Origin of the sequence: Tolypothrix sp. PCC 7712 (genome assembly GCF_025860405.1) — a bacterium.
GTDB classification, from domain to species: domain Bacteria; phylum Cyanobacteriota; class Cyanobacteriia; order Cyanobacteriales; family Nostocaceae; genus Aulosira; species Aulosira diplosiphon.
In genome coordinates this window covers 2938607-2960130 of sequence record NZ_CP063785.1, presented here as the reverse complement: position 1 = coordinate 2960130, position 21524 = coordinate 2938607, and the positions used below count along the sequence as shown (strand labels likewise).

At 38.9% G+C, this 21524-nt stretch carries 19 protein-coding genes and 1 pseudogene; 9 read left to right on the top strand and 11 right to left on the bottom strand.

Annotation, left to right across the window (positions count from 1 at the left end; translation table 11 throughout):
- Position 1: 1 nt before the first annotated feature.
- Positions 2-2215, bottom strand: a complete 2214-nt coding sequence (locus HGR01_RS12140) for a transketolase (protein ID WP_045871712.1) — start codon at positions 2213-2215, stop codon at positions 2-4.
- 575 nt (positions 2216-2790) lie between these two features.
- Between HGR01_RS12140 and HGR01_RS12135 the strand changes: the two genes are divergently transcribed.
- Positions 2791-3213 carry a hypothetical protein gene (locus tag HGR01_RS12135; protein ID WP_045871713.1) on the top strand — a complete coding sequence of 141 codons (423 nt, stop codon included), beginning with the start codon at positions 2791-2793 and terminating at the stop codon, positions 3211-3213.
- A gap of 186 nt (positions 3214-3399) precedes the next feature.
- Here the strand turns inward: HGR01_RS12135 and HGR01_RS12130 are convergent, their stop codons facing one another.
- The 3 genes from HGR01_RS12130 to HGR01_RS12120 form a co-directional block, all read right to left on the bottom strand.
- Complete coding sequence (locus HGR01_RS12130; protein ID WP_155539393.1) at positions 3400-3540, bottom strand: hypothetical protein; 141 nt, start codon at positions 3538-3540, stop codon at positions 3400-3402.
- Between the two features lie 16 nt (positions 3541-3556).
- Positions 3557-4045, bottom strand: coding sequence for a DNA-binding protein (locus tag HGR01_RS12125; protein ID WP_045871714.1), 489 nt, complete (start codon positions 4043-4045; stop codon positions 3557-3559).
- Between the two features lie 536 nt (positions 4046-4581).
- Complete coding sequence (locus HGR01_RS12120; RefSeq protein WP_045871715.1) at positions 4582-4776, bottom strand: hypothetical protein; 195 nt, start codon at positions 4774-4776, stop codon at positions 4582-4584.
- 128 nt (positions 4777-4904) lie between these two features.
- Between HGR01_RS12120 and HGR01_RS12115 the strand changes: the two genes are divergently transcribed.
- The gene (locus HGR01_RS12115; RefSeq protein WP_045871791.1) at positions 4905-5297 is read left to right on the top strand and encodes a hypothetical protein; all 393 of its coding nucleotides are present in this window, start codon (positions 4905-4907) and stop codon (positions 5295-5297) included.
- A gap of 103 nt (positions 5298-5400) precedes the next feature.
- Here the strand turns inward: HGR01_RS12115 and HGR01_RS12110 are convergent, their stop codons facing one another.
- Positions 5401-6678, bottom strand: a complete 1278-nt coding sequence (locus tag HGR01_RS12110) for a tyrosine-type recombinase/integrase (RefSeq protein WP_045871716.1) — start codon at positions 6676-6678, stop codon at positions 5401-5403.
- A gap of 212 nt (positions 6679-6890) precedes the next feature.
- Between HGR01_RS12110 and HGR01_RS12105 the strand changes: the two genes are divergently transcribed.
- Positions 6891-8261, top strand: coding sequence for a cytochrome P450 (locus tag HGR01_RS12105; protein WP_045871717.1), 1371 nt, complete (start codon positions 6891-6893; stop codon positions 8259-8261).
- A gap of 279 nt (positions 8262-8540) precedes the next feature.
- Here the strand turns inward: HGR01_RS12105 and HGR01_RS12100 are convergent.
- Positions 8541-8999, bottom strand: a pseudogene (locus tag HGR01_RS12100) (NAD(P)H-quinone oxidoreductase subunit 4); the annotation flags it as partial.
- An 86-nt stretch (positions 9000-9085) separates the two neighbouring features.
- On the opposite strand from HGR01_RS12100, the gene HGR01_RS12095 reads away from it, so the two are divergent.
- Both HGR01_RS12095 and HGR01_RS12090 read left to right on the top strand, forming a co-directional pair.
- A complete protein-coding gene (locus tag HGR01_RS12095; protein ID WP_045871719.1) occupies positions 9086-9736 on the top strand; it encodes a hypothetical protein in 651 nt (216 codons plus the stop codon).
- Positions 9737-9751: 15 nt separating this feature from the next.
- Positions 9752-10441 carry a hypothetical protein gene (locus HGR01_RS12090; protein WP_045871720.1) on the top strand — a complete coding sequence of 230 codons (690 nt, stop codon included), beginning with the start codon at positions 9752-9754 and terminating at the stop codon, positions 10439-10441.
- 213 nt (positions 10442-10654) lie between these two features.
- On the opposite strand, the gene HGR01_RS12085 is transcribed toward HGR01_RS12090, so the two are convergent.
- Together HGR01_RS12085 and HGR01_RS12080 are read right to left on the bottom strand one after the other, a co-directional pair.
- A complete protein-coding gene (locus HGR01_RS12085; RefSeq protein ID WP_045871721.1) occupies positions 10655-12268 on the bottom strand; it encodes an NAD(P)H-quinone oxidoreductase subunit 4 in 1614 nt (537 codons plus the stop codon).
- 658 nt (positions 12269-12926) lie between these two features.
- Positions 12927-13646: a hypothetical protein gene (locus HGR01_RS12080; RefSeq protein ID WP_045871722.1), complete on the bottom strand. Its 720-nt coding sequence runs from the start codon at positions 13644-13646 to the stop codon at positions 12927-12929.
- Positions 13647-13950: 304 nt separating this feature from the next.
- Between HGR01_RS12080 and HGR01_RS12075 the strand changes: the two genes are divergently transcribed.
- Complete coding sequence (locus tag HGR01_RS12075) at positions 13951-14274, top strand: hypothetical protein (protein ID WP_168160999.1); 324 nt, start codon at positions 13951-13953, stop codon at positions 14272-14274.
- Between the two features lie 125 nt (positions 14275-14399).
- Here the strand turns inward: HGR01_RS12075 and HGR01_RS12070 are convergent, their stop codons facing one another.
- Complete coding sequence (locus HGR01_RS12070; protein WP_045871724.1) at positions 14400-15359, bottom strand: aldo/keto reductase; 960 nt, start codon at positions 15357-15359, stop codon at positions 14400-14402.
- Between the two features lie 81 nt (positions 15360-15440).
- On the opposite strand from HGR01_RS12070, the gene HGR01_RS12065 reads away from it, so the two are divergent.
- A complete protein-coding gene (locus HGR01_RS12065; RefSeq protein ID WP_194007834.1) occupies positions 15441-16034 on the top strand; it encodes a DUF1802 family protein in 594 nt (197 codons plus the stop codon).
- A 486-nt stretch (positions 16035-16520) separates the two neighbouring features.
- Positions 16521-16781, top strand: a complete 261-nt coding sequence (locus tag HGR01_RS12060; protein WP_045871792.1) for a hypothetical protein — start codon at positions 16521-16523, stop codon at positions 16779-16781.
- A gap of 44 nt (positions 16782-16825) precedes the next feature.
- Here HGR01_RS12060 and ggt read toward each other — a convergent pair whose 3' ends face one another.
- Positions 16826-18625, bottom strand: a complete 1800-nt coding sequence (gene ggt, locus HGR01_RS12055) for a gamma-glutamyltransferase (RefSeq protein ID WP_194007835.1) — start codon at positions 18623-18625, stop codon at positions 16826-16828.
- A gap of 120 nt (positions 18626-18745) precedes the next feature.
- Positions 18746-20071: a tetratricopeptide repeat protein gene (locus tag HGR01_RS12050; protein WP_045871727.1), complete on the bottom strand. Its 1326-nt coding sequence runs from the start codon at positions 20069-20071 to the stop codon at positions 18746-18748.
- A 951-nt stretch (positions 20072-21022) separates the two neighbouring features.
- Here HGR01_RS12050 and HGR01_RS12045 point away from each other — a divergent pair.
- Positions 21023-21412: a hypothetical protein gene (locus tag HGR01_RS12045; RefSeq protein ID WP_045871728.1), complete on the top strand. Its 390-nt coding sequence runs from the start codon at positions 21023-21025 to the stop codon at positions 21410-21412.
- Positions 21413-21524 lie beyond the last annotated feature (112 nt).

The window sequence follows — 21524 nt, the reverse complement described above, 5'->3', positions numbered from 1 at the left end:
CCTAATGTACTAACTCAATTGCCCGCTTCGTCAACGCCTCCGCAGTCAATCCATTAAACGCCATCAACTCACCAGCACTCGCGGTAGTTTCCCCACGCTTCCATGCAAAAGTATCGCGCTTAGAATTACTCCGCAACATAATTGGTTCCAGCATCGCCGGCGCGCCACCAGTAACACCAATTAATGCATCGCCATCAAATAATTCGGCAAATTTGGCATCATCTAAGAAACCGCCATCGGCTTCGGAACAAGTATCCCATGCAGTATCATCAGGACGATACAAACGGCGAGGATTAATAATAGAAACTATCTTCGCACCAATACCTTCAGTTTCTAAAAATGCTGCTGCTTCAAATACTGGCATTAATGTCATATCACCAATGACAGCAAACACAACTTGCTGATCACCTGGAACTTCATGCAATACTACTGCACCGTCGCGTAAACCTTGACGAGTTTGTTCTAAAGTGGTGCGAATTGGCAAAGGTGATTTACTTGCAGTAATCACAATTCCCTTGTTTTTAGTTTGCAATGCCCAGTCATAACAAGCTTGAATACTGTTAGCATCGGGGGGGAATAATGGGAACACATTGCCAGTTCGCATTAAGGAAGCAAAATAAGCTTCAATTTCGGGACGTTGGTGTGTCCAACCATTACGTCCTTGCTCTAATGCACCAGCAGTAAATAATGTAATTGTTGAGGGAGTTTGACGGCGCAATTCTGCCATTGCTTGAGTGACAGTTTGCCAAATTGGTAATCCATTGATGGCAAAAGATTCATAAGAACACCACAATGTTCTGGCACCCATTAATGACAACCCAGTAGCTAAACCAGCACAAGCATCTTCACTCAATGGTTCGTAAACTTGTCCGTTGGGTGCTTGATTATATAAGTCGTCGGTTGTGGGGTGAATAATCTTTAATGCTTGGTTAATATTGGCAATTCCTGATGCTTCATTACCATCGGCATTAGTTACTAAGAAATTGGGATCTTTTTTCCCGACAATTCCGACTAATCTTCCCATTGCAGTTGTCGAAACTTTTGGTTCCCCACCTACTGCATATTCTTCTAAAGGTAATTCGCCTAAATCTGCTAATGGTAATTCAAATTCTGTTACCACTGTTTTCGCAGCCGGGCCACCACCAGCGCGTTCGGCGTTTGTCCGCACAATTTGCCAAGCATCAGCAGATAATGCCCGTTCTTTTAAAGCGCTGACAATATGGGGAGCATCTAACGTATCTTTGGGATAGAGGTTGTGAGATTTTGACCCTCTAGCGTGAACTCCCGCACCTTTGAGTTGTTTAATGATGAAGACTGTCAGCTTACCATTCAAAGCAGAACGTGCAGCTTTATCGACTCCCAAAAGTACAGCTTTGGTAAAGGCTAACCGTTGCTCAAAGGAAAAGGCGGTACTATCAACATAATCGCCAGTTTGGTTTTTGTCGTCAAATTCTTTGGCATCGACTAACACGACTTCCTCAAAACCGTTACCTTGCCAATATGCTGTCATCTGTTCGTTAGTTTTCAGAGAAACCATACTGTGATGTTCCTGGCTGTAACCGTTCCACACCAGCACAGGTAAGAAGTTGGTGACGCTGGGATAAGCAGTGTTAAAGTGAGCCATTGAACTCATGATATAAGGTTCACCTAACCCACCATCCCCAACGGTGAAGGGGAATAATTTATCTTTATGTAACAGTGCGGCGGACATGGCGAAGTGTTGCCCTTGTCCTAAAGGCCCCGCAGGTGCGAGAATACCGGGTATGTAACCAGAAAGATGCCCTAACAGTCCATGCTTTTCGCGGAAGCGATCGCGCAATTGTTGGACAGTTAAAATACCCATATCCTCTAAAGAGCGATCGAGGAACATGGCACTATAAAATCCAGGGGCGTGGTGACCGACTTCCGTAATAATGTTTTTGTACCCTAACATGACCAGAGCCGCGTAAGCTTCCGCTTGGCTAGCAAATCCACCAGGGTGCCCAGAAGCTTTACTACCTGTGATTTGTAGCGTCAGGTAACGTAGAGCATCGGCAGCCAGTAAAGTTTGATATACGGCTACTGGATCATTCGGATCTGCGATCGCTACTTTGCCTGATTCTATAGCAGGGTTTGCACCATAGGTTTCAAAACCTGGTAACGCTTCGCCAAAATATTGAATTCCTTCGCAAAAATTAGGAAGCGCTGAAGATGCTTTAGGCGTGGTTGCTGTCATGCTGAATACCTTAAAAGGATGAGGAGAAACTGGAGATGCTCGTCCAAATTAACAAAAATTTTACAACTTCCAGGTTGCAATTTTGTAACGCCATATCAATACTTTCAGCTTACTATAGGCTATTTTCTACTAACTTTCTAGTAATTAACCTATTTTGGTACTGATGTACTGAATTTCTGGCTGGTTTTTATGTCTAGTAACTTTCTAAATTAACTGACATTAACAACTTCATTGCCTAATAGAATGCTTACTCGCATCCATGACTAGAGCTTGTAGTAAATTTTGTGTAACAAGCTACTGCAACAAATATAAAACCATTACTAGATAAGCATTAGAGCTATTTTACCAGCTATGCCCCTATTCTCTAGCTACCTAATGTAGAGCCATAGCTTAATTAACCATTGAAAAGCCATATACAGCGTATGCAGAAACTTGTTACACAGATTTGTTACACAAGTTTTTCTATATGCTCTAACCACTAGTAAACAGTCACTCTGGACAGTCACAACAAACGTCTTGATTCTGTAACAGAATCAAGTTAAGGTAATTGAAAGGTACATTACAACGTTGAATCAATGACTAAATACCTAGTGGAGTTAAAGCACTCTACCAGTGGTGACATGAAGCTTGTACAGCTAGAGCAGGATACCCTAGAAGATGCTCATAGCCATGCCTTAGAAGCTAACCCAGGTTATGAAGTGGTAAAGGTTAAGCATACTCATGGCGGTAAGCGTAATGGTGCTGGTAGAACTAGTAAATGGGGTGATGGAGTCAAGACTAAAAATTGTAGAGTTCCTATTACTTTTGGTGACAATGCTGAAGAGATAGTCAGTGAATTAGAAATGATTAACCATATCCTTGATAGCTGGCAATCAAAAGTTGACGAGTCAAAAGCTAAATCAGCCAGTGGTCAACCTTCAGAACGTTATAAGTATGTTGCTCAACTGGTAGCTGACTTAAAACAAGCTATGAAAGTGACAGGTGAAAAGTTAGTTTAAAGTAGGTTAATAGCTTATATATAAATTTGTTACACAATTTTGTTACACAAATTTTAGTAACACATATACAGCTAAAATCTAGGGATTTATATATAACTAACTAGTGATATAAAGACAATTAAATCAACAAATAATAACCCTACCTAAAAATCTAAGATAGGGTTTTATTAATAACTTACAGTTGGATTAATTGCAGTATAACTTATTAACTGAAAGGTTTTCTAGCAAAGCTAATCTTTCATCACTTCTACGTTTCAAGTCATTCAACTGTTTCTCAATATCCTTTAATCGCTCAATCTGTTCAGGTGAAAGTTTTTTAGCACTCATTTATATTGCTCCTAAATTAAAACGAAGAGGTAAGTTCTTTAAGCTGCGATGTCAATTGTTCTATTTCTATTGCATCATTTCTCTGTTGTTGCATCGCTCTTTCATATCGTTCACTCTGTTCTTTTCTAATTTTTTCTGACTCTTCTAATCGAATCTTATCTTGCTTTGCTACTTCTAATTGCGCTCTCAAAGATTCATTTTCTTTTTCCAGTTCAGTAATTATTTCGTTCTCGATTATCGGTTCATAAAATCTAAGAAATGCATTCCATTGGTCTTGTCTCATCCTATCGAACTGTTTTCTAACTAAGTCAGGTATTGGATAATCTTTGATTGGAGCATCATTATCTTCTAACTCTTTCCACTCTCTCAGATACTTGGCAATAGTCTGATATGAACCTCCCCCTAATACCTTGCATACTCTTGCTTGAGTAACTGGTTGACCCTCAGCAAATAATTTGTCAGCAGCAACAAAAACTTTCTCTCTTGTGGCTATTGCGGCAGTCATTTATCAATTCTCCAACTGTACTGTACTGTATTTAGTACACTATAGTACAGATATACTATACCGTCTAGTGTACTGTACTGTATTTAGTACAGTTGATACAGTTCTTAGCTGTGACTTTAGCTATCTGTCAGTTAAGCCTTACCCTTAGCCCTATTGCGTTATATCCCCATAAGTAAACAAGGAGCCTTTATGTCAGGCTCCCTTGAGTAATTCTGTAAGGTGCATTCCATTTCCATGATAATGAGTATTCTGGTATAAATCAACGCCATTCCATGCAATTTAGAAAAAATCCTATCTTTATTGTGTTTATTTCTGACTAAATGCTTATTATGAGCTTATTTGAGCTTTTAAGGTTCATATTTAAAAATTCAACTGTACTGTACTGTATTACACACAGTTAATACACTTTGCTAGCTGGATTATAGTAAAAATCACCATTATTTTTTGGTCGATACCCAATAGCTAAAAGTTAATCTATTGCCGTCTAAGACCGGAAAGGTTAAACCGTTACGCCGGAAAGGTCTATGCAAGTCTAGCTAACTATCTGACTGCTTAGTTCTGTCCAGTTTCTCTTGTATTGCATCCCTACAGAACTGAGCCGGATCATCTTGTGCCTTAACCGCTTCCTTCATTGACTCAGTAACCCTAAAACTCAAATTAGCTGTTAATGCTTCCTCGCCCTTTGGTTGTATTGGTTCTAAATTTTCAGGGTTCCCTTTGGGATTAGGCATTGTTGAGAAAAGTAAATATAGCTTGAACGGTATGCGCGCAAAAGAATAGAGTCTTTTATTGGTAGGTAATGCGTCTGGAAAACTTGTTACCTACCAAATCCACCATTGAAAATGGACAGTACCATTTTATGTTTACAAGGGAAGAATTAGAAAGTTTGAGCGATAGGAAGTTAACCAACTTATGCCGACGCTACCAGTTGGAGAAACCCAGATCAACACTTCGTAAAGACAAAATTACCTACCTAATCACATTTGGTCAAATAGCTATCACTCAATTTAGGCAGGGTAGAGGATTGCGTTCACCTAGCCAAGCTGGTATTCAAACGCTAGGGAAAATCATTGAACAGATGAACACGCCTACTAATGAGCAGAAAGGATTAGTTAACTTCTCACTTGAAGATGATAGGAGAATGGAAGGACAGGACGGACAAGACCAAGAGGAATTGTTGAGACTTGGTACTGTGCATATTTTGCTTGAGAAGGCTTATAAGTTGTTAACTGGCGAGGTAGAGGATGTATAGAAAATCGTTACACAAATTTGTGTAACAAGTTTTTCTATGCGCTCTAGCACACAAAAAAAGAGAGTATTTATACTCTCTTTTGATTTATGTTAGCTAAGTATATTTAAATGTCTTTCAACGTAGTATTACGATTAGCGTCTAAGTAATGCTCGATAATGACATCAACTGAGTTACCACAACTATCAGCTAAGAGTTTTAAATCAGCCCCATTATTAGCTTGAATGCTAATAAATGTATGTCTTGTTGAGTATGGTTTGAGGTATTGCAATTTGTCTTCATTGGCTAATTCTGTGACAGCACCGGGATATGTATGTTTTTTACCTCTTACAGTACTTGTCTGATATTGCCAGCCACTTTGTAATGTCCCTCGATTTATACGCTTACCATTTTTAGTCTTAAACACTAAATCATCAGGATTTTTACCATCACCATATAGTCTTTTAAGTAGACTAATTAATCTATTCATTCCCTTCATTTTAAAAATTCTAACGCCGTCAGTTTTAGTACCTTTAGTTATTTTTGTTGCAGAATCATACGATGTTCCAAAAATTATCCAACCAGTATCAAACTTGATATGTTGCCACTTCAAAGCAAACGCTTCACCTTGTCTACAACCTGTAAGGAATAGGAACTCAACTAAATCAGCTATTTGATTAATTGTTTTTCGATTGTGATTCCTGATGTAATCAATGATTAAATCTCTCTCTTCTACTGTGTATGCTTTATAATCTTTAGCCTCAACTAACTGTTTTGACTTTTTAGATACTTTGTAATGTTGTTTTATCTCAGCAAAATAATCTTCAGTGAGTAGTTTCTGATTTATAGCGCGTTGACATATTTCACTTAATAGACTGAGCGTTTTTTTGATGTTGTCTCTATTTTTCTGTCTAGCTAAAAAATCTTTGATTATTTCATCAGCAGTTTCATTGTCTAGGGGTCTATCTAGATAGGGTTTGAGTAAGTTTGTGTATCCAACTGTGTAAATTTTTTCGTAAGTAGTTCTCTCTATTTTCCCTATACTTAGCTTCCATTCCATAAACTCTTCCCATAGTTCCCCAAGCTTAGGTAATGGTTTTGCGGTTGGTAGCTGAGTAACTGTAGCCAACATCGGCTTGATATCCAGGTACTTAATTAGGGATGGGTCAAAGTTAGTGCCATTTTGGTAGTCAATATCTTCCTGTATCCGTCGTGCTATTCCCTCAGCCCATTGTCTGTTTTCTGGTGTGTCACTTCTACCTAGTCCTTTATAGGCTTGTCTCTTTGTATAGAACTTCTGACTGATACGGCTTGAGAATTGCAATCTGAGACTTCCCTTGTCAATTCCTATCTTCACATCAGCTAATTGGTTGGAAGCCTTGCTGTTACGTTGTTTAGAGTACATCTAGTAAACCTCTAGTAATTTTAGTAAATCTAGTTATTGAATAACTCTAAAATACCAGGTTTTTCGTATTTTTATCACAACTTCCAAGTTGTAACAGTTTATTGCACTTTCGCAACCCAAAGATAAGCAGCTTCTATGAGTCATTCAGAAAAATTTAATTTTTTTCTGGGTTCTGAATTGGCAAAACAGAAATAAACCACAAAACCAAGCCTATGAAACTACCAAACGGCCCGCAATCTCCAGCGTTTGTCCAAATGCTTCAGTGGATTTTCCAGCCAATGGCGTTTATGGAAGCCTGTGCTAAACGCTATGGCGATATTTTCACTATGCAGTTAAATCCGCCTGTGGTGTTTGTCAGCAATCCCCAAGCGCTACAGCAAATTTTGACTAGCGATACTAAGGAATTTGCAGCCCCTAGCGATTGGAACACAGTATTTGAACCAATGCTAGGCAAAAATTCTGTCATTACAGTTAGTGGAGAAGTACATCGCCGTCAACGCCAGTTATTAATGCCGCCGTTTCACGGTGATAGAATGCGAACCTACGGCCAGGTAATTAACGATGTCACACAAGAAGTAATTAGCCAATGGCAGATAGATCAACCCTTCTGTGTCAGGTCAGCGATGCAAAAAATTACCATGCGGGTGATTATGCAAGCTGTATTTGGATTATACGCAGGGCCTCGCGCCGAAGAGTTAGAAGAAATTTTAGCTACTATGCTCAATGAAAGTTCTCCCTTAAGGGTAGTTGAACTTTATTTTCCGGCTCTGCGTCTAGATTTTGGCCCCCGCAGTTCTTGGGGAAGATTTCTGCGCCGCAAACAGCGCGTTCATCAACTCCTCAACGAAGAAATTCAGGAACGGCGCGAAAATCCCGATTCTTCGCGTACAGATATCCTCAGCTTACTCATGGCGGCGCGAGATGAAGCGGGTGAAGCCATGACTGATGAGGAATTGCGCGATGAATTAATGACTCTGTTGACAGCCGGACATGAAACCACAGCTACAGCCCTTACCTGGGCATTGTACTGGATTCATAAATCACCTTCTGTTCAGCAAAAACTACTACAAGAACTCGATAGTTTGGGTGAGAATCCAGACCCCAGTAGCGTTTTTAAATCACCATATCTCAGCGCTGTTTGCTCTGAAGCCTTGCGGATTTATCCAGTGGGGATGCTAACCTTCCCACGGGTAGTAAAAACACCAGTATCTTTGTGCGGTCATAACCTAGAACCCGGTACAGTCGTACTTGGTTCCATTTATCTCACCCATCAACGCGAAGATTTATATCCACAACATCAGCAATTTAAACCAGAACGCTTTTTAGAACGTCAATTTTCACCTTACGAATTTTTGCCTTTTGGTGGTGGTGCAAGACGCTGTATAGGTATGGCATTTGCCCAATTTGAAATGAAAATAGTTTTAGCAAAAATCCTCTCAAGTTGGGAATTAGCCCTAATAGATAATGGTGAAGTACGTCCGAAACGTCGTGGTTTGGTTACAGGGCCAAATCGCAGCATTCAAATGGTGGCGAAAAAACAACATCAGCTACCATCTCGCGCTTTAGAGTCAAGTAGCATTTAAAGGATGAAACTATACCAGTTTCTGCCAAAGTCTTGTTAACAGGTGGGGAAAGGTTAAGGGGAAAAGGGTAAAGGCTTTAAACCCTTCCCCTTTGCCCTTTTCCCTTTACCCAATCTACTTTAATATAGGCGATCGCATTTTCAACCCTAGCTAGGATTGAGCACAACTTAAATGCGATCGCTTTATTTTCAGTCAAAATTATAGGGGCAGTTTCGTAACCACCCCTCTAATCCCCTCATATTTAGAATTTACTTGCAGCACCCTTAGAGAAAAATATAATTACTCAGTAATATTAACCAAACTTTCTACTTGAGAAGCAGCTAATGTTGGAGCTTTAAACAGACGTGAGTAGAGATTAGATGGTTGTTGATGAGCTACAACTGGTAGAACTTGGCGTGCATGAGCAGCTACTTCTACTGTCTTCACATCATAAGTTTGAGTGATTAACTTGGGATACAAACCAATTCCGATGATGGGAACTAAAAGACAAGCGGTGATAAACAGTTCGCGGGGTTTAACATCAGGAATGAAGTTATCTAAATGTAACTCTTCGGTTTGCTTACCGTAGAACACTTGACGCAACATTGACAGTAAGTAAATCGGAGTTAAAATTACCCCTACAGCTGACAGGAGTACAACTACAACCTTAAAGCTAGAACTGTAAACATCGCTGCTAGCAATACCCAAGAACACCATCAATTCGCCAACAAAGCTACTCATTCCAGGCAAAGTGATATTACGAGAAAATACTGATGACTCATATTTTATTTTTTTACAAAATAGAATTTATGCATTGCAAATAAACTGACAATCACTGTTAAAATATGATATCTTATTGGCAAAATGGTACAGCAAAAAAATTTAAGCTTAACAGCATTAAAACTTTATTAAAAAAAACCAATAATCGGCAGCTTATTTCATGTCTACTTGCAACAATATTAATCGCTTCTTTTGCAGATAAAACATATTCACAACAACGTAGAAATTCAAATTTTGCATCTTTAGGGGAGAAAAGATGTCTGCAAGTAGAACAAACAGATTCGGGTAATGATCCAAAATATACTGCCATTAACTATGATGTTGCTGTAGGAAGAGATTTGTTGAGAGCAGTTGCATATTTGGGAGCTATATATTTTGGTGAAAAGAGAGGGTTTGCACCCAATAATACATCACCTGTTACTTGTAGATTGTCACCATTAGATAAACCTTCTAAATTTAGCACTTTGACTTTATCATTTGGCTTTCAAAATAAAAATTTTAATTGGGAAGCTGTAAGAAATTCATACGTAAATTTATCAATATTTCTAGATAATCAACTTGTGGTTCAACAAGTTGTGAGAAAAGGTGAGATATGGAGAGTACCTCTTAACATCAAAAATAAACGGACTATTGCTTTTGAAGTAGAGTGTTTTGGCGTTACACATAAAAATGCTAAATGCCCTGGATTATATATCTTTGAAGATGTTTTGGAATAACTGTAGATTATAGATATGAAGCGTAGAGAAATAATCAGGTATACTGCACTTGGTGGTTCATGTTTTTTGGTGAATTTAGGATTAATAAATTCTCAAAAAGCAGATGCTTTTTTAGGTATTCTTTTAAGATCTGCACTCATGGATACAGCTTTTAGCTTTTTGATGCGAGGAGCTTTTGGTTATGTTCGCAATGTTTGGGGAGGACATACTCAAAAATGGTATGATGAAAGACTAGATGCACAACTGGCACAGCGTAAGTTCTTATCAAGAAGTTTTACTAATGTTGTAGTTGCAACAGTGAATGAATCTGAGTACAATTACATTTTTGCGGCACAACAACAAGAAAAATTAGGCTACAATGTCGGTTTTTGTTTTCCTAAAAAAGATGGAGGTAGAAGTTCGGCGTTTGCAGGGCCAGTAAGTATTGGTATGGCTGTTACTGCTCGTTATCTTCGAGAACACGAGAAAATGACCCCAAGCGAAGTTCAGTCAGTGGTTCTACCAAGATACAAAGAATATGACAATTGGCATAACTGGTCTGAGGAAACTAGCTTGACAACTTACGCAAATACAGCATCAGATAATGGAGTACTTGTGAGATACGATTCTATTAATCCACGTCCAGGGGGTTATGGAATTATTAAAGTTACAGTTAATTTTGGCGGTCGTATTAAAATACCAGATATTCAAGTGCGGTACACATAGTAAATTAATTTTTTAGCGCTATTACAAATTAGCTCTTCATAATAAAAACCTACAACTAAACATGAGAATCTTTTTTTCTCAAGCCCCTAATCCCTAACCTTCATTTTCTAGCTAATAGTAGGCTAATAAACATTAGAGGGGCAGTTTCGCAACCACCCCTCTAATCCCCTCATATTTAGAATTTACTTGCAGCACCCTTAGAGAAAAATATAATTACTCAGTAATATTAACCAAACTTTCTACTTGAGAAGCAGCTAATGTTGGAGCTTTAAACAGACGTGAGTAGAGATTAGATGGTTGTTGATGAGCCACAACTGGTAGAACTTGGCGTGCATGAGCAGCTACTTCTACTGTCTTCACATCATAAGTTTGAGTGATTAATTTGGGATACAAACCAATGCCGATGATGGGAACTAAAAGACAAGCGGTGATAAACAGTTCGCGGGGTTTAACATCAGGGATGAAGTTATCTAAATGTAACTCTTCGGTTTGCTTACCGTAGAACACTTGACGCAACATCGACAGTAAGTAAATCGGAGTTAAAATTACGCCTACTGCTGACAGTAGTACAACTACAACTTTAAAGCTAGAACTGTAAACATCGCTGCTAGCAATACCCAAGAACACCATCAATTCACCGACAAAGCCACTCATTCCAGGTAAAGCTAGAGAAGCCATTGAACCGGCTGTAAATAAAGCGAAGGTGCGGGGCATTACTTTACCCATACCGCCCATTTTGTCCATCATCAAGGTGTGGGTACGTTCGTAAGTCACACCAGACAAGAAGAACAAGCTAGCAGCAATTAAACCGTGAGAAATCATCTGGAGAACAGCGCCGCTGATCCCAATTTCTGTATAGGAAGCAATCCCAATTAACACAAACCCCATATGAGCAATTGAAGAGTAAGCCAATCGACGTTTGAGGTTAGTTTGAGCAAAGGCGCAACAAGCACCGTAAACAATATTTACTACACCTAAGATTGCTAACACTGGTGCAAAAATAACATGGGCATTAGGTAGCATTTCAATGTTGAAGCGAATTAATGCATAACCACCCATCTTCAGCAGCACACCAGCCAAAATCATGGAACCAGGTGCAGATGCTTCACCATGTGCATCAGGTAGCCAAGTATGTAGAGGGAAAATTGGTAGTTTGACACCAAAGGCAATTAAAAAACCTGCGTAAACTAATAATTCCAAAGCTTGAGAATAATTCTTCATTCCCAGAGTCGCCATATCAAAGCTGACGGTATCTCCAGAGAATGCCATTGCAAAACCAGCTACTAATATAAATATTGATGCAGCAGCAGTGTAGAGAATAAACTTAGTTGCAGCATAGCGGCGGTTTTGTCCACCCCAAATAGAAATCAGCAGGTACACAGGTACCAACTCGATTTCCCACATTAAGAAGAACAATAGTAAATCTTGAGCGACAAACACACCCAGCTGGGCGCTGTACATCACCAGCATTAATCCATAAAATAAACGCGGCTTGTTGGTTACTTTCCAAGCCGCGAAAATCGCTAGGGTATTAATTAAACCGGTAAGTAACACTAAAGGCATTGACAAGCCATCAACTGCTACAGACCAATTCAAACCTAACTGTGGTACCCAAGAATATTTTTCTACTAGTTGGAAACTTGAATTTTGAAAGTCATAGTTATGCCAAAAGGCATAAATCATTAGTGCAAAGTCTGCTAGCGCTACTCCTAAACCATACCAGCGGACTGTTTTACCTTCTTTATCGGGGATAAAGGGGATGGCTATTGATGCCATCAGGGGCAAGAGAATTATGGCGGTTAGCCAAGGAACTTGAATAGGACTCATCACTTATGACAATCGTTTTGCGTTTTTGCTTTTAATTGCAGTATATGAACCAATTTGTACTTTTGTAAACGTAATTTATCCCTATACTAGCAAATCTTTAGATTTTGGTAGAGATAAATACTCATTCGTTTTGCCGTCCACCATTCTAATTGTAAAGTTTTGCAACGTCAATGTGGGGTGAATCTTTCTATTTATTTGATTTAAATATTTATAGGGAATGTGAAAATTCCATAAAAAAGGCGGCTGTGCCACCTTTTTGGTTAGATTCGTGATTATGTCCAAGGTGAGATATCTTGTAACGAAGCAGAATACAGGAAATAAATAAGTATTAATTACTAAGGAGTGTGTACTCGCTTCATTATGAAGCTAGCTGATTCTTCCCTCCAAGGTTTTTGATTCAGAATTCAACGTGAGTGATGAAGTGTAGAAGAAGAAAGCAGAAGAACTAGGGGAATAGAGGAGATAATTTTCCAGTTTATATATAGATATAGGAATTAATACGCCTTAAAGGTAAATTTGGCTGACTTTCGCGAGATTTAGATCCCCGACTTTTTGGAAAAGTCGGGGATCTGAAACGCAACTTTGCTTAAGTTAAGTCGTATTCCACCCTACACGCATTTCAGCAATCAAATATGAACCCTAATAGGTATTGTTGAGCTTACTTCAAAATCTGCGATTTTATTTCTTGCTCTATGGCATCGCTAATAATCTCCGTGCCCATAGCTGGTTTGTCAAGATTGACTCTCATAAAATTGGTTTGATCATTTGCTGTAAATTTTTTATCCTTATCAGAGTCTTTAATAACTTTAATAAATAAAGCATTTTGGCTGGGGACAATTACCCAATTCAAAATTTGAGTATTATTCGGGGTGATTTGCAGCAAATTTTTGCCTGATAAATCAGATAGATAACCTGCGATCGCATCTGTACTGTTGAGTTTTTTATCAGCGTTGGTATCTTGCTCGACAATTCTATATAACCAAAATCGCGTAGGTGTTTTACCTGGTATTTTGGTTTCCAAAAACTCGTAGCTATTAATCAGCGCTTTTTTATTTAATAACAGATGGCTTTCTCCATCTTGTTTATGATAAAAAATAAAATTATACAATTGGTTTTCTCTACCTGAAGAACGCGAAATACTATAATCGCTGTCTTTTTCTAAATATTCTCCGGGGAGAGTTACAGGAATCATCAGATAATCTGATTGCTCTTTTATAATTAAATCGCCATAGGTAATATTTTGTTGTGCCTTTTTTTCTTGAGTCGTATTGGCTTGTGTCTGCTCTATTCTTCTATTAGAAGTTGGCACACATGATGCAGCGAGTAAAGTTATAAATATTGCTGTAGTAATTTTCTGCCAACACCTATTAATACTCATTCAAATCTCCCAGCTAGATATTTTTTGTCTATTGTATTCCTAGCGAGAAATTTTACCTAAGTTAACGAAAATTACCATTCAAAAGCGCTTATATGCCGGATTAATTTAGATATAAAACTCAAAAACCTGGTCATTGGTGACCAGGTTCGCTCGAATTCACTGTTTTCAAATCGTTAACTTTAATAAGTAGGTGGAGAAATCAACAACTAAGGTGGACTTAACAACTAACAACTTCAGCACTTTTCGTTTTTCCGCTTTGGGATTTGGCTTTGCCTTTTGTTAAAAGACTTTACGCCACTTAACTATGAATATGCTGAAACTTGCTTGGGCTGCTGACAGGAGACACCGAGTCATTTGCCCTTTGGGTTTGGTTGTTTGTTATCTGGTGTCTTATGAATATCAAGATATCACTCCTCGCATTAGGAGAAAACTGTTGTTAACTAAAGTTGATGTTTTGTTTAATTCTGCAATACAGATTGAAGTTTGTATACAACTATGGTTGATATGTAGCGAATCTTTTCTGAGTGAGGTACTAGAAACAGCAGGTGGGCAAAGGGAAAAGGTGAAAGGCGAAGGGGAAAGGGAAAATACCAAACTTTTCCCCTTCTCTTGTTCCCAACTTCTGTAAGCAGTCTAATTTAGCGGACTTTCCGAAGAGTTATATGCTGAATATGGCTAAGACAGTCATGCTTGGAGCGATCGCAATCATCTACCCTTGTATATCGCAATCATCTACCCTTGTATTAGGAAGGGTTACCATTCCCACATGAGTTTACTTTCATCGAGTTGATCGGTAACGATGCGCCCAATAGTATCGATTTCCGATATTTCTGCATCTGAAAGTTTGATTTCTCCAGCCACGGCGTTATCTTTTGCTTGTTGGGGATAACGCGCACCTGCGATCGCATTTGTTTGTGGTTGAGCGATTAGCCAAGCTAGGGCTAACTGAGCCAAGGTAGCATTATGGCTTTCTGCTATGGGGCGTAGTTTATCTAAAGCTTGTTGGGCGCGTTCAAAGTTTTCACCTTGAAATAGCCTATTTTTAGCACGATTATCGGCTGGGTCAAATTGATGTCCGGGAGAAAATTTACCTGTTAATAATCCTTGGGCTAAAGGTGAATAAGCAAGAATAGAAATTTGATGTTCGACACAATAGGGCATTAACTCTTTTTCTACTGGTCGCCAAAATAGAGAATAGGGTGGTTGTAAACTATCAATGCTGCCATATTGGGCAGCCTCTGCTAATTGCTCGCAAGAAAAATTAGAAACTCCAATGGCGCGAATTTTTCCTTGCTCTTTCAAGAAATTAAGAGCCTTCATAGTCTCTTCAATTGGGACTATTTCGGTATTAAAAGCACCAGATGGCCAATGAATTTGATATAGGTCTATGTAGTCAGTTTTTAAATTTTTTAAAGACCGTTCGCAAGCGGCGATTACTTGGTCATACTTAAGATGGTTCGCAAAAACTTTTGTGGCGTACTCAACTTGCGATCGCACATCGGATAAAGCTTCAGCTACAATGCGTTCAGAGTGTCCATCACCATAGACCTCAGCCGTATCAATTGTGGTAATTCCAGCCTCAAATGCAACTCGAATTGTTTTAATAGAGTCATCATCTTCAATACCCACCCACATTCTTTTACCAGCTTGCCAAGTCCCCATTAAGATAGGTGTGATTTTGACATCTGATGTTCCGAGAGTTCGCTTTTCCATAGTTCCTAATTCATATCCCTGGACAGTTTCAAACTGTAACGGTATTAGCGTGAAATTAAATCAGAGTTAAAGTAGATATCCATGAACTTGACCACAACTTTTCATGCACTCAAAGAATGGGCAGTTGCTATTGATGCCTTAGAAAATGGCAACACGATTATGTTGCTTCGCAAAGGCGGTATCCATGAACAAAATGGACTTTTTCAAGTTGCTCATCATCAGGTTTTACTCTACCCTACATTTGAGCATCAACAAACTTTTCTGCTTAAATCTGAGTATGCTAATCTTGTTTGCCCAGTTACATCTGGCTGGCATCCGGAAACGGTTCGCATCGGTAGTTGGGCGGAAATTACCGATATTTTACCTGTAAGGGACGAGTCAACTGTTAACAAGTTGCTTCCCTTCCATATTTGGAATGAGCATTTTATTAGCGATCGCTTAAAATGGAAAGCCCGTCAACCTTTGTATATTCTCCTACTGCGGACTTATAAACTCGCGAAAATACAGGAAATTCCTTATCTTTCTCAATATGGTGGTTGTAAGTCTTGGATTGATTTAGCACAACCAATTGATATCTCCGCAGCAGAACCAGTTTTGTCTGAGTCTAGCTATCAGCAGTTAGTCGGGGAAATTCGTACTATTGTGGGCGATAAATTATATGCCCCATCTTTGTAATACCCTGATTTTTAATTCCACTTCTGGCAAGTATCCTAGCTGCTAAATTCGCTGTTCCTCTCGGCTGAATCGCAGATGTGGTAAGGATACAGCCAAGTAAAGTTATCTCGTAACTCTAAGGTTGCACAGCTTTAACATTAGCAAATATAAATAATTCCGACTTGTGTGACTAGAAAAACAAATATGTGAACCATCACTTGTGACTTCAAATAGTAGCTCTTGCTACATACACTAGCAAAAACCGCAAGTACTATTAAAAAAACTTCACCCTATATCAAGGAAGAGTAGAAGACTTGGTTGACTCTGTTACTATGGGCCTGCGGAAAAAGTCCGTTGGGTTAACGGCTTGTGGGTAATTATCTGTTCTCAACCAATAGGAAATTTACAGCTATCGCAATTAAGCAGAAAAATTATCCCAAAGGGTGATGTGGGTATTGACAAAAATCTGCAAATATGCAATATATGCTTAAAGCAAAGGAGTTTACCATGCAAGGACAAATGTGCTGGTTATCTAGTTTAGGTGCTGATGGGGAGAAAATTTTGCATTTGCAAGCTTCACCTAATCAGCCTTGGCGGCCATACAACGCTTGTAGGGAATATGCTGTTCCTGATTATAAAATACCAGGTGGTTCTAAAGGTTGGGCAACTTATCAAAAATTGCTGAAGGCTGGCTGGACACTTGTACCAAGCGCTCGTGCCAACGAGTTTGTCAATAATTATTCCGATTCAATAATCCAAAATCAATAGTCCACAGTTCATCCTGAAGACTGTGGACTTAAATTTATGAACATTCAATAACCGATAGCGGCACCTTCACCGCGAGGATCGGCTGCTCCCTCTAAATTGCGATCTGCGGTTACTACAATCGCATTAGCATTACCCCAAGGAGTTGTTTGCTTGATGTTATGTCCACGTCGGCGCAACTCTTGTAAAGTCAGAGCATCCAAACCCCAAGGTTCTACTCGCAACTCATCGGGAAGCCACTGGTGATGTATGCGTGGAGCAGAAACTGCTGCACCAGCATCCATGCCATATTCCAACACGTTAAGGATAACTTGTAATACTTGAGTGATGATCGTACTACCACCAGGCGCACCTACAGCCATTCGTAAATGACCATTTTCAGTGACAATTGTAGGTGTCATGCTAGATAACGGCGTTTTGCGAGGTGCGATGCCGTTGGCAAGCTGCGCTAACGCGTTCGCTTCGTTACCAACCAAGCCAAAAGCATTAGGTACACCAGGTGCAGCAGCAAAATCATCCATCTCATTGTTCAGCACAATTCCTGTTCCAGGTGTCACTACACCTGCGCCAAAACCAAGGTTAATTGTAAATGTCAAACTAACGGCATTGTGCTGTGCATCTACAACTGTTAAATGACTAGTTTCTGGCGATTCCGAAAATTTTGGATTACTTCGTTGCGTTAAACCTAATGGTAAAGCCTGACTAAACTGTTGTAATGTTTTTTGGTCTACTGGTTTTACCTCTGTCGCAGGTTTAGCAACTTCCATGTTAATTTCTTGACGGCGTTTTTTAGCATAGGCGGTGCTAATAAGTTGCTGTACAGGGACTTTCACAAAATCAGGATCGCCTAAATATTGGGAACGATCTGCGTAAGCTATTTTCATTGCCTCTACCATGAGATGTAAAGCATCGGGGTGATGCCAGCCCCAAGATTTTAAATTGCTGTCCCCAATAATGTTTAAAATTTGCAATAGGTGAACTCCTCCCGAAGAAGGTGGTGGCATTGAGCAGATTTTAGCTTGATGAAAATTGCCACAAATGGGAGTCCGCCAAATCGGTTTGTAGGCTTTTAAGTCTGCCAAAGTAATTAAACCACCATTTTTAGCCATATCTGCAGCGATCGCTTGGGCAATATTACCTGTATAAAAACTTTGGGGATTTTGAGCGATCGCTTCTAGAGTTTTGGCTAAGTCACGCTGCACTAACCTTTCCCCTGGCTGATAATATTCACCATTGCGCGTAAAAATTTCTCGCGCTGCTGGGTTGCTGAGAATTACTGGCTTGCGATTTTCGTAGGCTGGTAAAGAACGGTAAGTTACCAAAGGATTCAGGATAAAGCCATCTTTGGCGAGTGCGATCGCAGGTTTTATTACCTCTCGCCAAGGCAGCTTACCATAACGGCGATGCACTTCATACATTCCTGCCACCGTTCCTGGTGTCGCTACTGCTAAATAACCATTGATACTTGCATTCGGACGTACCTTACCTTGTGCATCTAAGTAAAGATTTCTTGTAGCCTTGATGGGTGCGCGTTCCCGAAAATCCAGCGCTTTCATTTCGCCAGTTTTTTCGGAATGCATCAGCAAAAATCCACCCCCACCAATTCCTGCAGAAAAAGGCTCAACCACAGAAATTGCAAAGGTTGTGGCGACTGCTGCATCAACTGCATTCCCACCTTTGCGTAACATCGAAATCCCTGCATCGCTGGCTAAGGGATGCGCTGATACCACCATCCCTTGTTTACTGCGTAGGGGTATAGTAAAAGCAGCTGATACAACTTGGCTAGGAAGCAGAACGCTCAGAGAAAAGATGGTAAATGCAACGCGCTGCAATTTAGGATTACGCACTTTTATACCATTTAGTTTAATGTGATGCTTTGCAATCTCTCATAAAATATCTATATTGAAAAGTATTTTTCGTAATATTTGTAGGATGCGTTAGCCTGCGGCGTAACGCATCGTCTATAGTTATAACTTCAATCCTAATTTATCCATAAACTTTAACATCTTTTGGATTTGATATTTATCTCCTAAAATCTGATAAATTTTATATGCATAACGGTAATAATAAATAGCTTCTTCAGAATGATGTAGCCTCTGGAGATTATTCCCTAAAATCAGAGATAGTTTAGCTACTTCTCGATGATTTTTCTGGGCTTGAGCGAGGATAAAAGCAGACTGTAAAAATCCCATTGCTTGAGAGAATCGCGCTGATGAATAATATATATAACCAAGATTAAATAATAGCTGTTGCTGATTTTGCTGATTTCCTATATCTTGCAAAAGATTTACAGATTGCTGATAAGGTGCTGAAGCACAATCCTGTTTCACTAAATGATGATGTGTAACACCAATTGCTTCTATAGGTTGCCGATGAATACTTAAAGATTCAATATTGTATTCTCTTACTGGCTCAGATAAATTCATTTTTTTGGACAAATCATTTAATCCGTGCAAAATTACACTGCGGACTCTGGACTCGCCTAGTTCATCAGAAATATTTAGAGAAGTTGTCAAACAATCTATTGCTTGATGATAATGATGCAGACCTTTATATGCCTGTCCTAGAATGTTAAAACTAATCATCACTAGGCTTTGATTATCAATAGCTTTCGCCAGCAAGAGTGATTTATTACAATAACTAATTGCTTGATGCCACTCTTGTAATTGGAGATAAATACCAGCAATATTTCCTAGGGCATCGCCTATAGCTTTGATATCCTCCATTTCTTGAGCAATTATCAAAACTTTCTGTTTATATCTTAGGGATTCTTGGTAATTACCTAGACACTGATAAACATTGGCTAGAGAATCCAAAGCACTTTTCTGGCAAATGCGTTGATTTATTTCGTAACTAATAGCTAACTGATTTTTGAAATGCTCAATTGCTATTTCAAACTGTCCCAAATTTTGGTAACTAGTTCCTAAAGCTGATATTCCGGCGATGTGTAAGACTCTGTTCTCAGTCTCACAGGTAATTTTGACTAATTTTGTAAAATACTTAATCGCATCATGGTCTTGTCGCAGTTGAAAATAACAATTACCTATATTGTATAAAGCTATTTCTTGCCACTCTTTAGTACCCATCCTCTGAGATAAGGCAAGCAGCAGCTTATGATACTCTAAAGCTTGTGCAAAGTTAAATAGTTTTTCGTAAATAGCTGCTAGCTGGCTCAAGCAAGTTAGTTCTTCCTGTAAAGCGTGACTGCGGCGACTAATTGAAAGCCTCTCCAAGTAATAAGCAAGCCGCTTACGCAGGAGGTGCATGAGATGTTGTTCATCTTCTCCCAACATATTGAGTAGAAAGTATAGTTTTTAACTTAGGTAAAATTTGACTGTATAAATATCCAGCCAAAGGTGATTACAGTAATACGTAACATGTTACTGGTAGCATTTGATAAATAGATTTGGTAAAGATTTTCTATTTTTCATATAAACTTTAAATTTTCTTAGTAAAGCTTTTAATAGCAGATGCTATTTAAAGTATATATTCGGACGAAAAATATTACTTAACCATCGTATTTATACTTAAAATATTGGCATTTACTCAGTAAAATACCAGTTTTAAATCACACATTACTTATGACATACAAATTCTTTAGAAGTTCCATAAGATAGCAAAAAAGCACAAACTGAGACTTTTATTATTGTAGTAATAAAATAGCAATTATCAAATTTATCTACTGAGTCTCTGGGAAATAGATGCTTTTGTGATAGCTACAATTTTTTACTATATACTGAGCTATTTTATAGCTAATTTAAGCTAAAAGGTTAATTAAGCCGGAAAATAAGCCTTAAACAAGTAAATTAGTGCATAATATCTGTCATATTTGCTTAAGCTAATTTTTAAATGGCTTATCTACCGTAAAAGACGCTATGGTATAGCGACGCTGAGGCATATGACGACATATTTTGCAATTTTCAACTTTAATCTGGAGTTTTTTCTTCCAACCCTCAGAGAGATGCAGAATCTTAGGGTTGCTTTTTTTAATTAAATATCAAATATAAATACCACCCAGGATTAATTAACTTTTTGCTGGAAATTAGCAAATCATTGAAGAGTTGCATAGGCTAAAAGGATGATGAATTTTTCAGGTTTCAAAATCAAGAGTTGCTGTTGGTTATAAATTGCGATCGCCTGTGAAAGCAAAATTCTACAATTCAGCTTGAGCTAACTGATAACCGGGAATATCCCCAATACCTTACGGAATTCAACGTCATGAATGGCCAGAAGTAGCAACCAACTTGGAACAAACAGAGACTAACTACTCTGTTTCCAGCCATGCGCTCAAAGTAATTGCTGAAATAGATGGTAGCCTAAAATTTTGCGATCGCTTCGGGCAAATTATCCGTGCCGAACTACCGCCCCAATGCAAAAGTGAAGAGTGGATTCATCAAGCCCAACTGCGAACAGAAGAACGCATTTATGTCTTAGGGGAACGGGCTTCGACGCTGAATTTGCGCGCTGCTAAAGATGAACAGCAACAAAGTAAAACCTACCGGATGTGGAACTATGATGCGGCGGGGATGTATCTTCCAGGTTCCGATCCCATGTATCTCTGCATTCCGGTATATCTAGGTTTACATTCTCTGGGTAGCTATCTAGTTTTTTATGAAAATTCCTTGTTCAGTTGAAAGTGCTGGGTGCTGAGTTGGAGAGACACGATTAATCGCGTCTGTACAAGAGTCAAAAGTTACTTCTTTCTTTTCCTCATTACTCATTACTCAATCCCCAATGTGGCACATT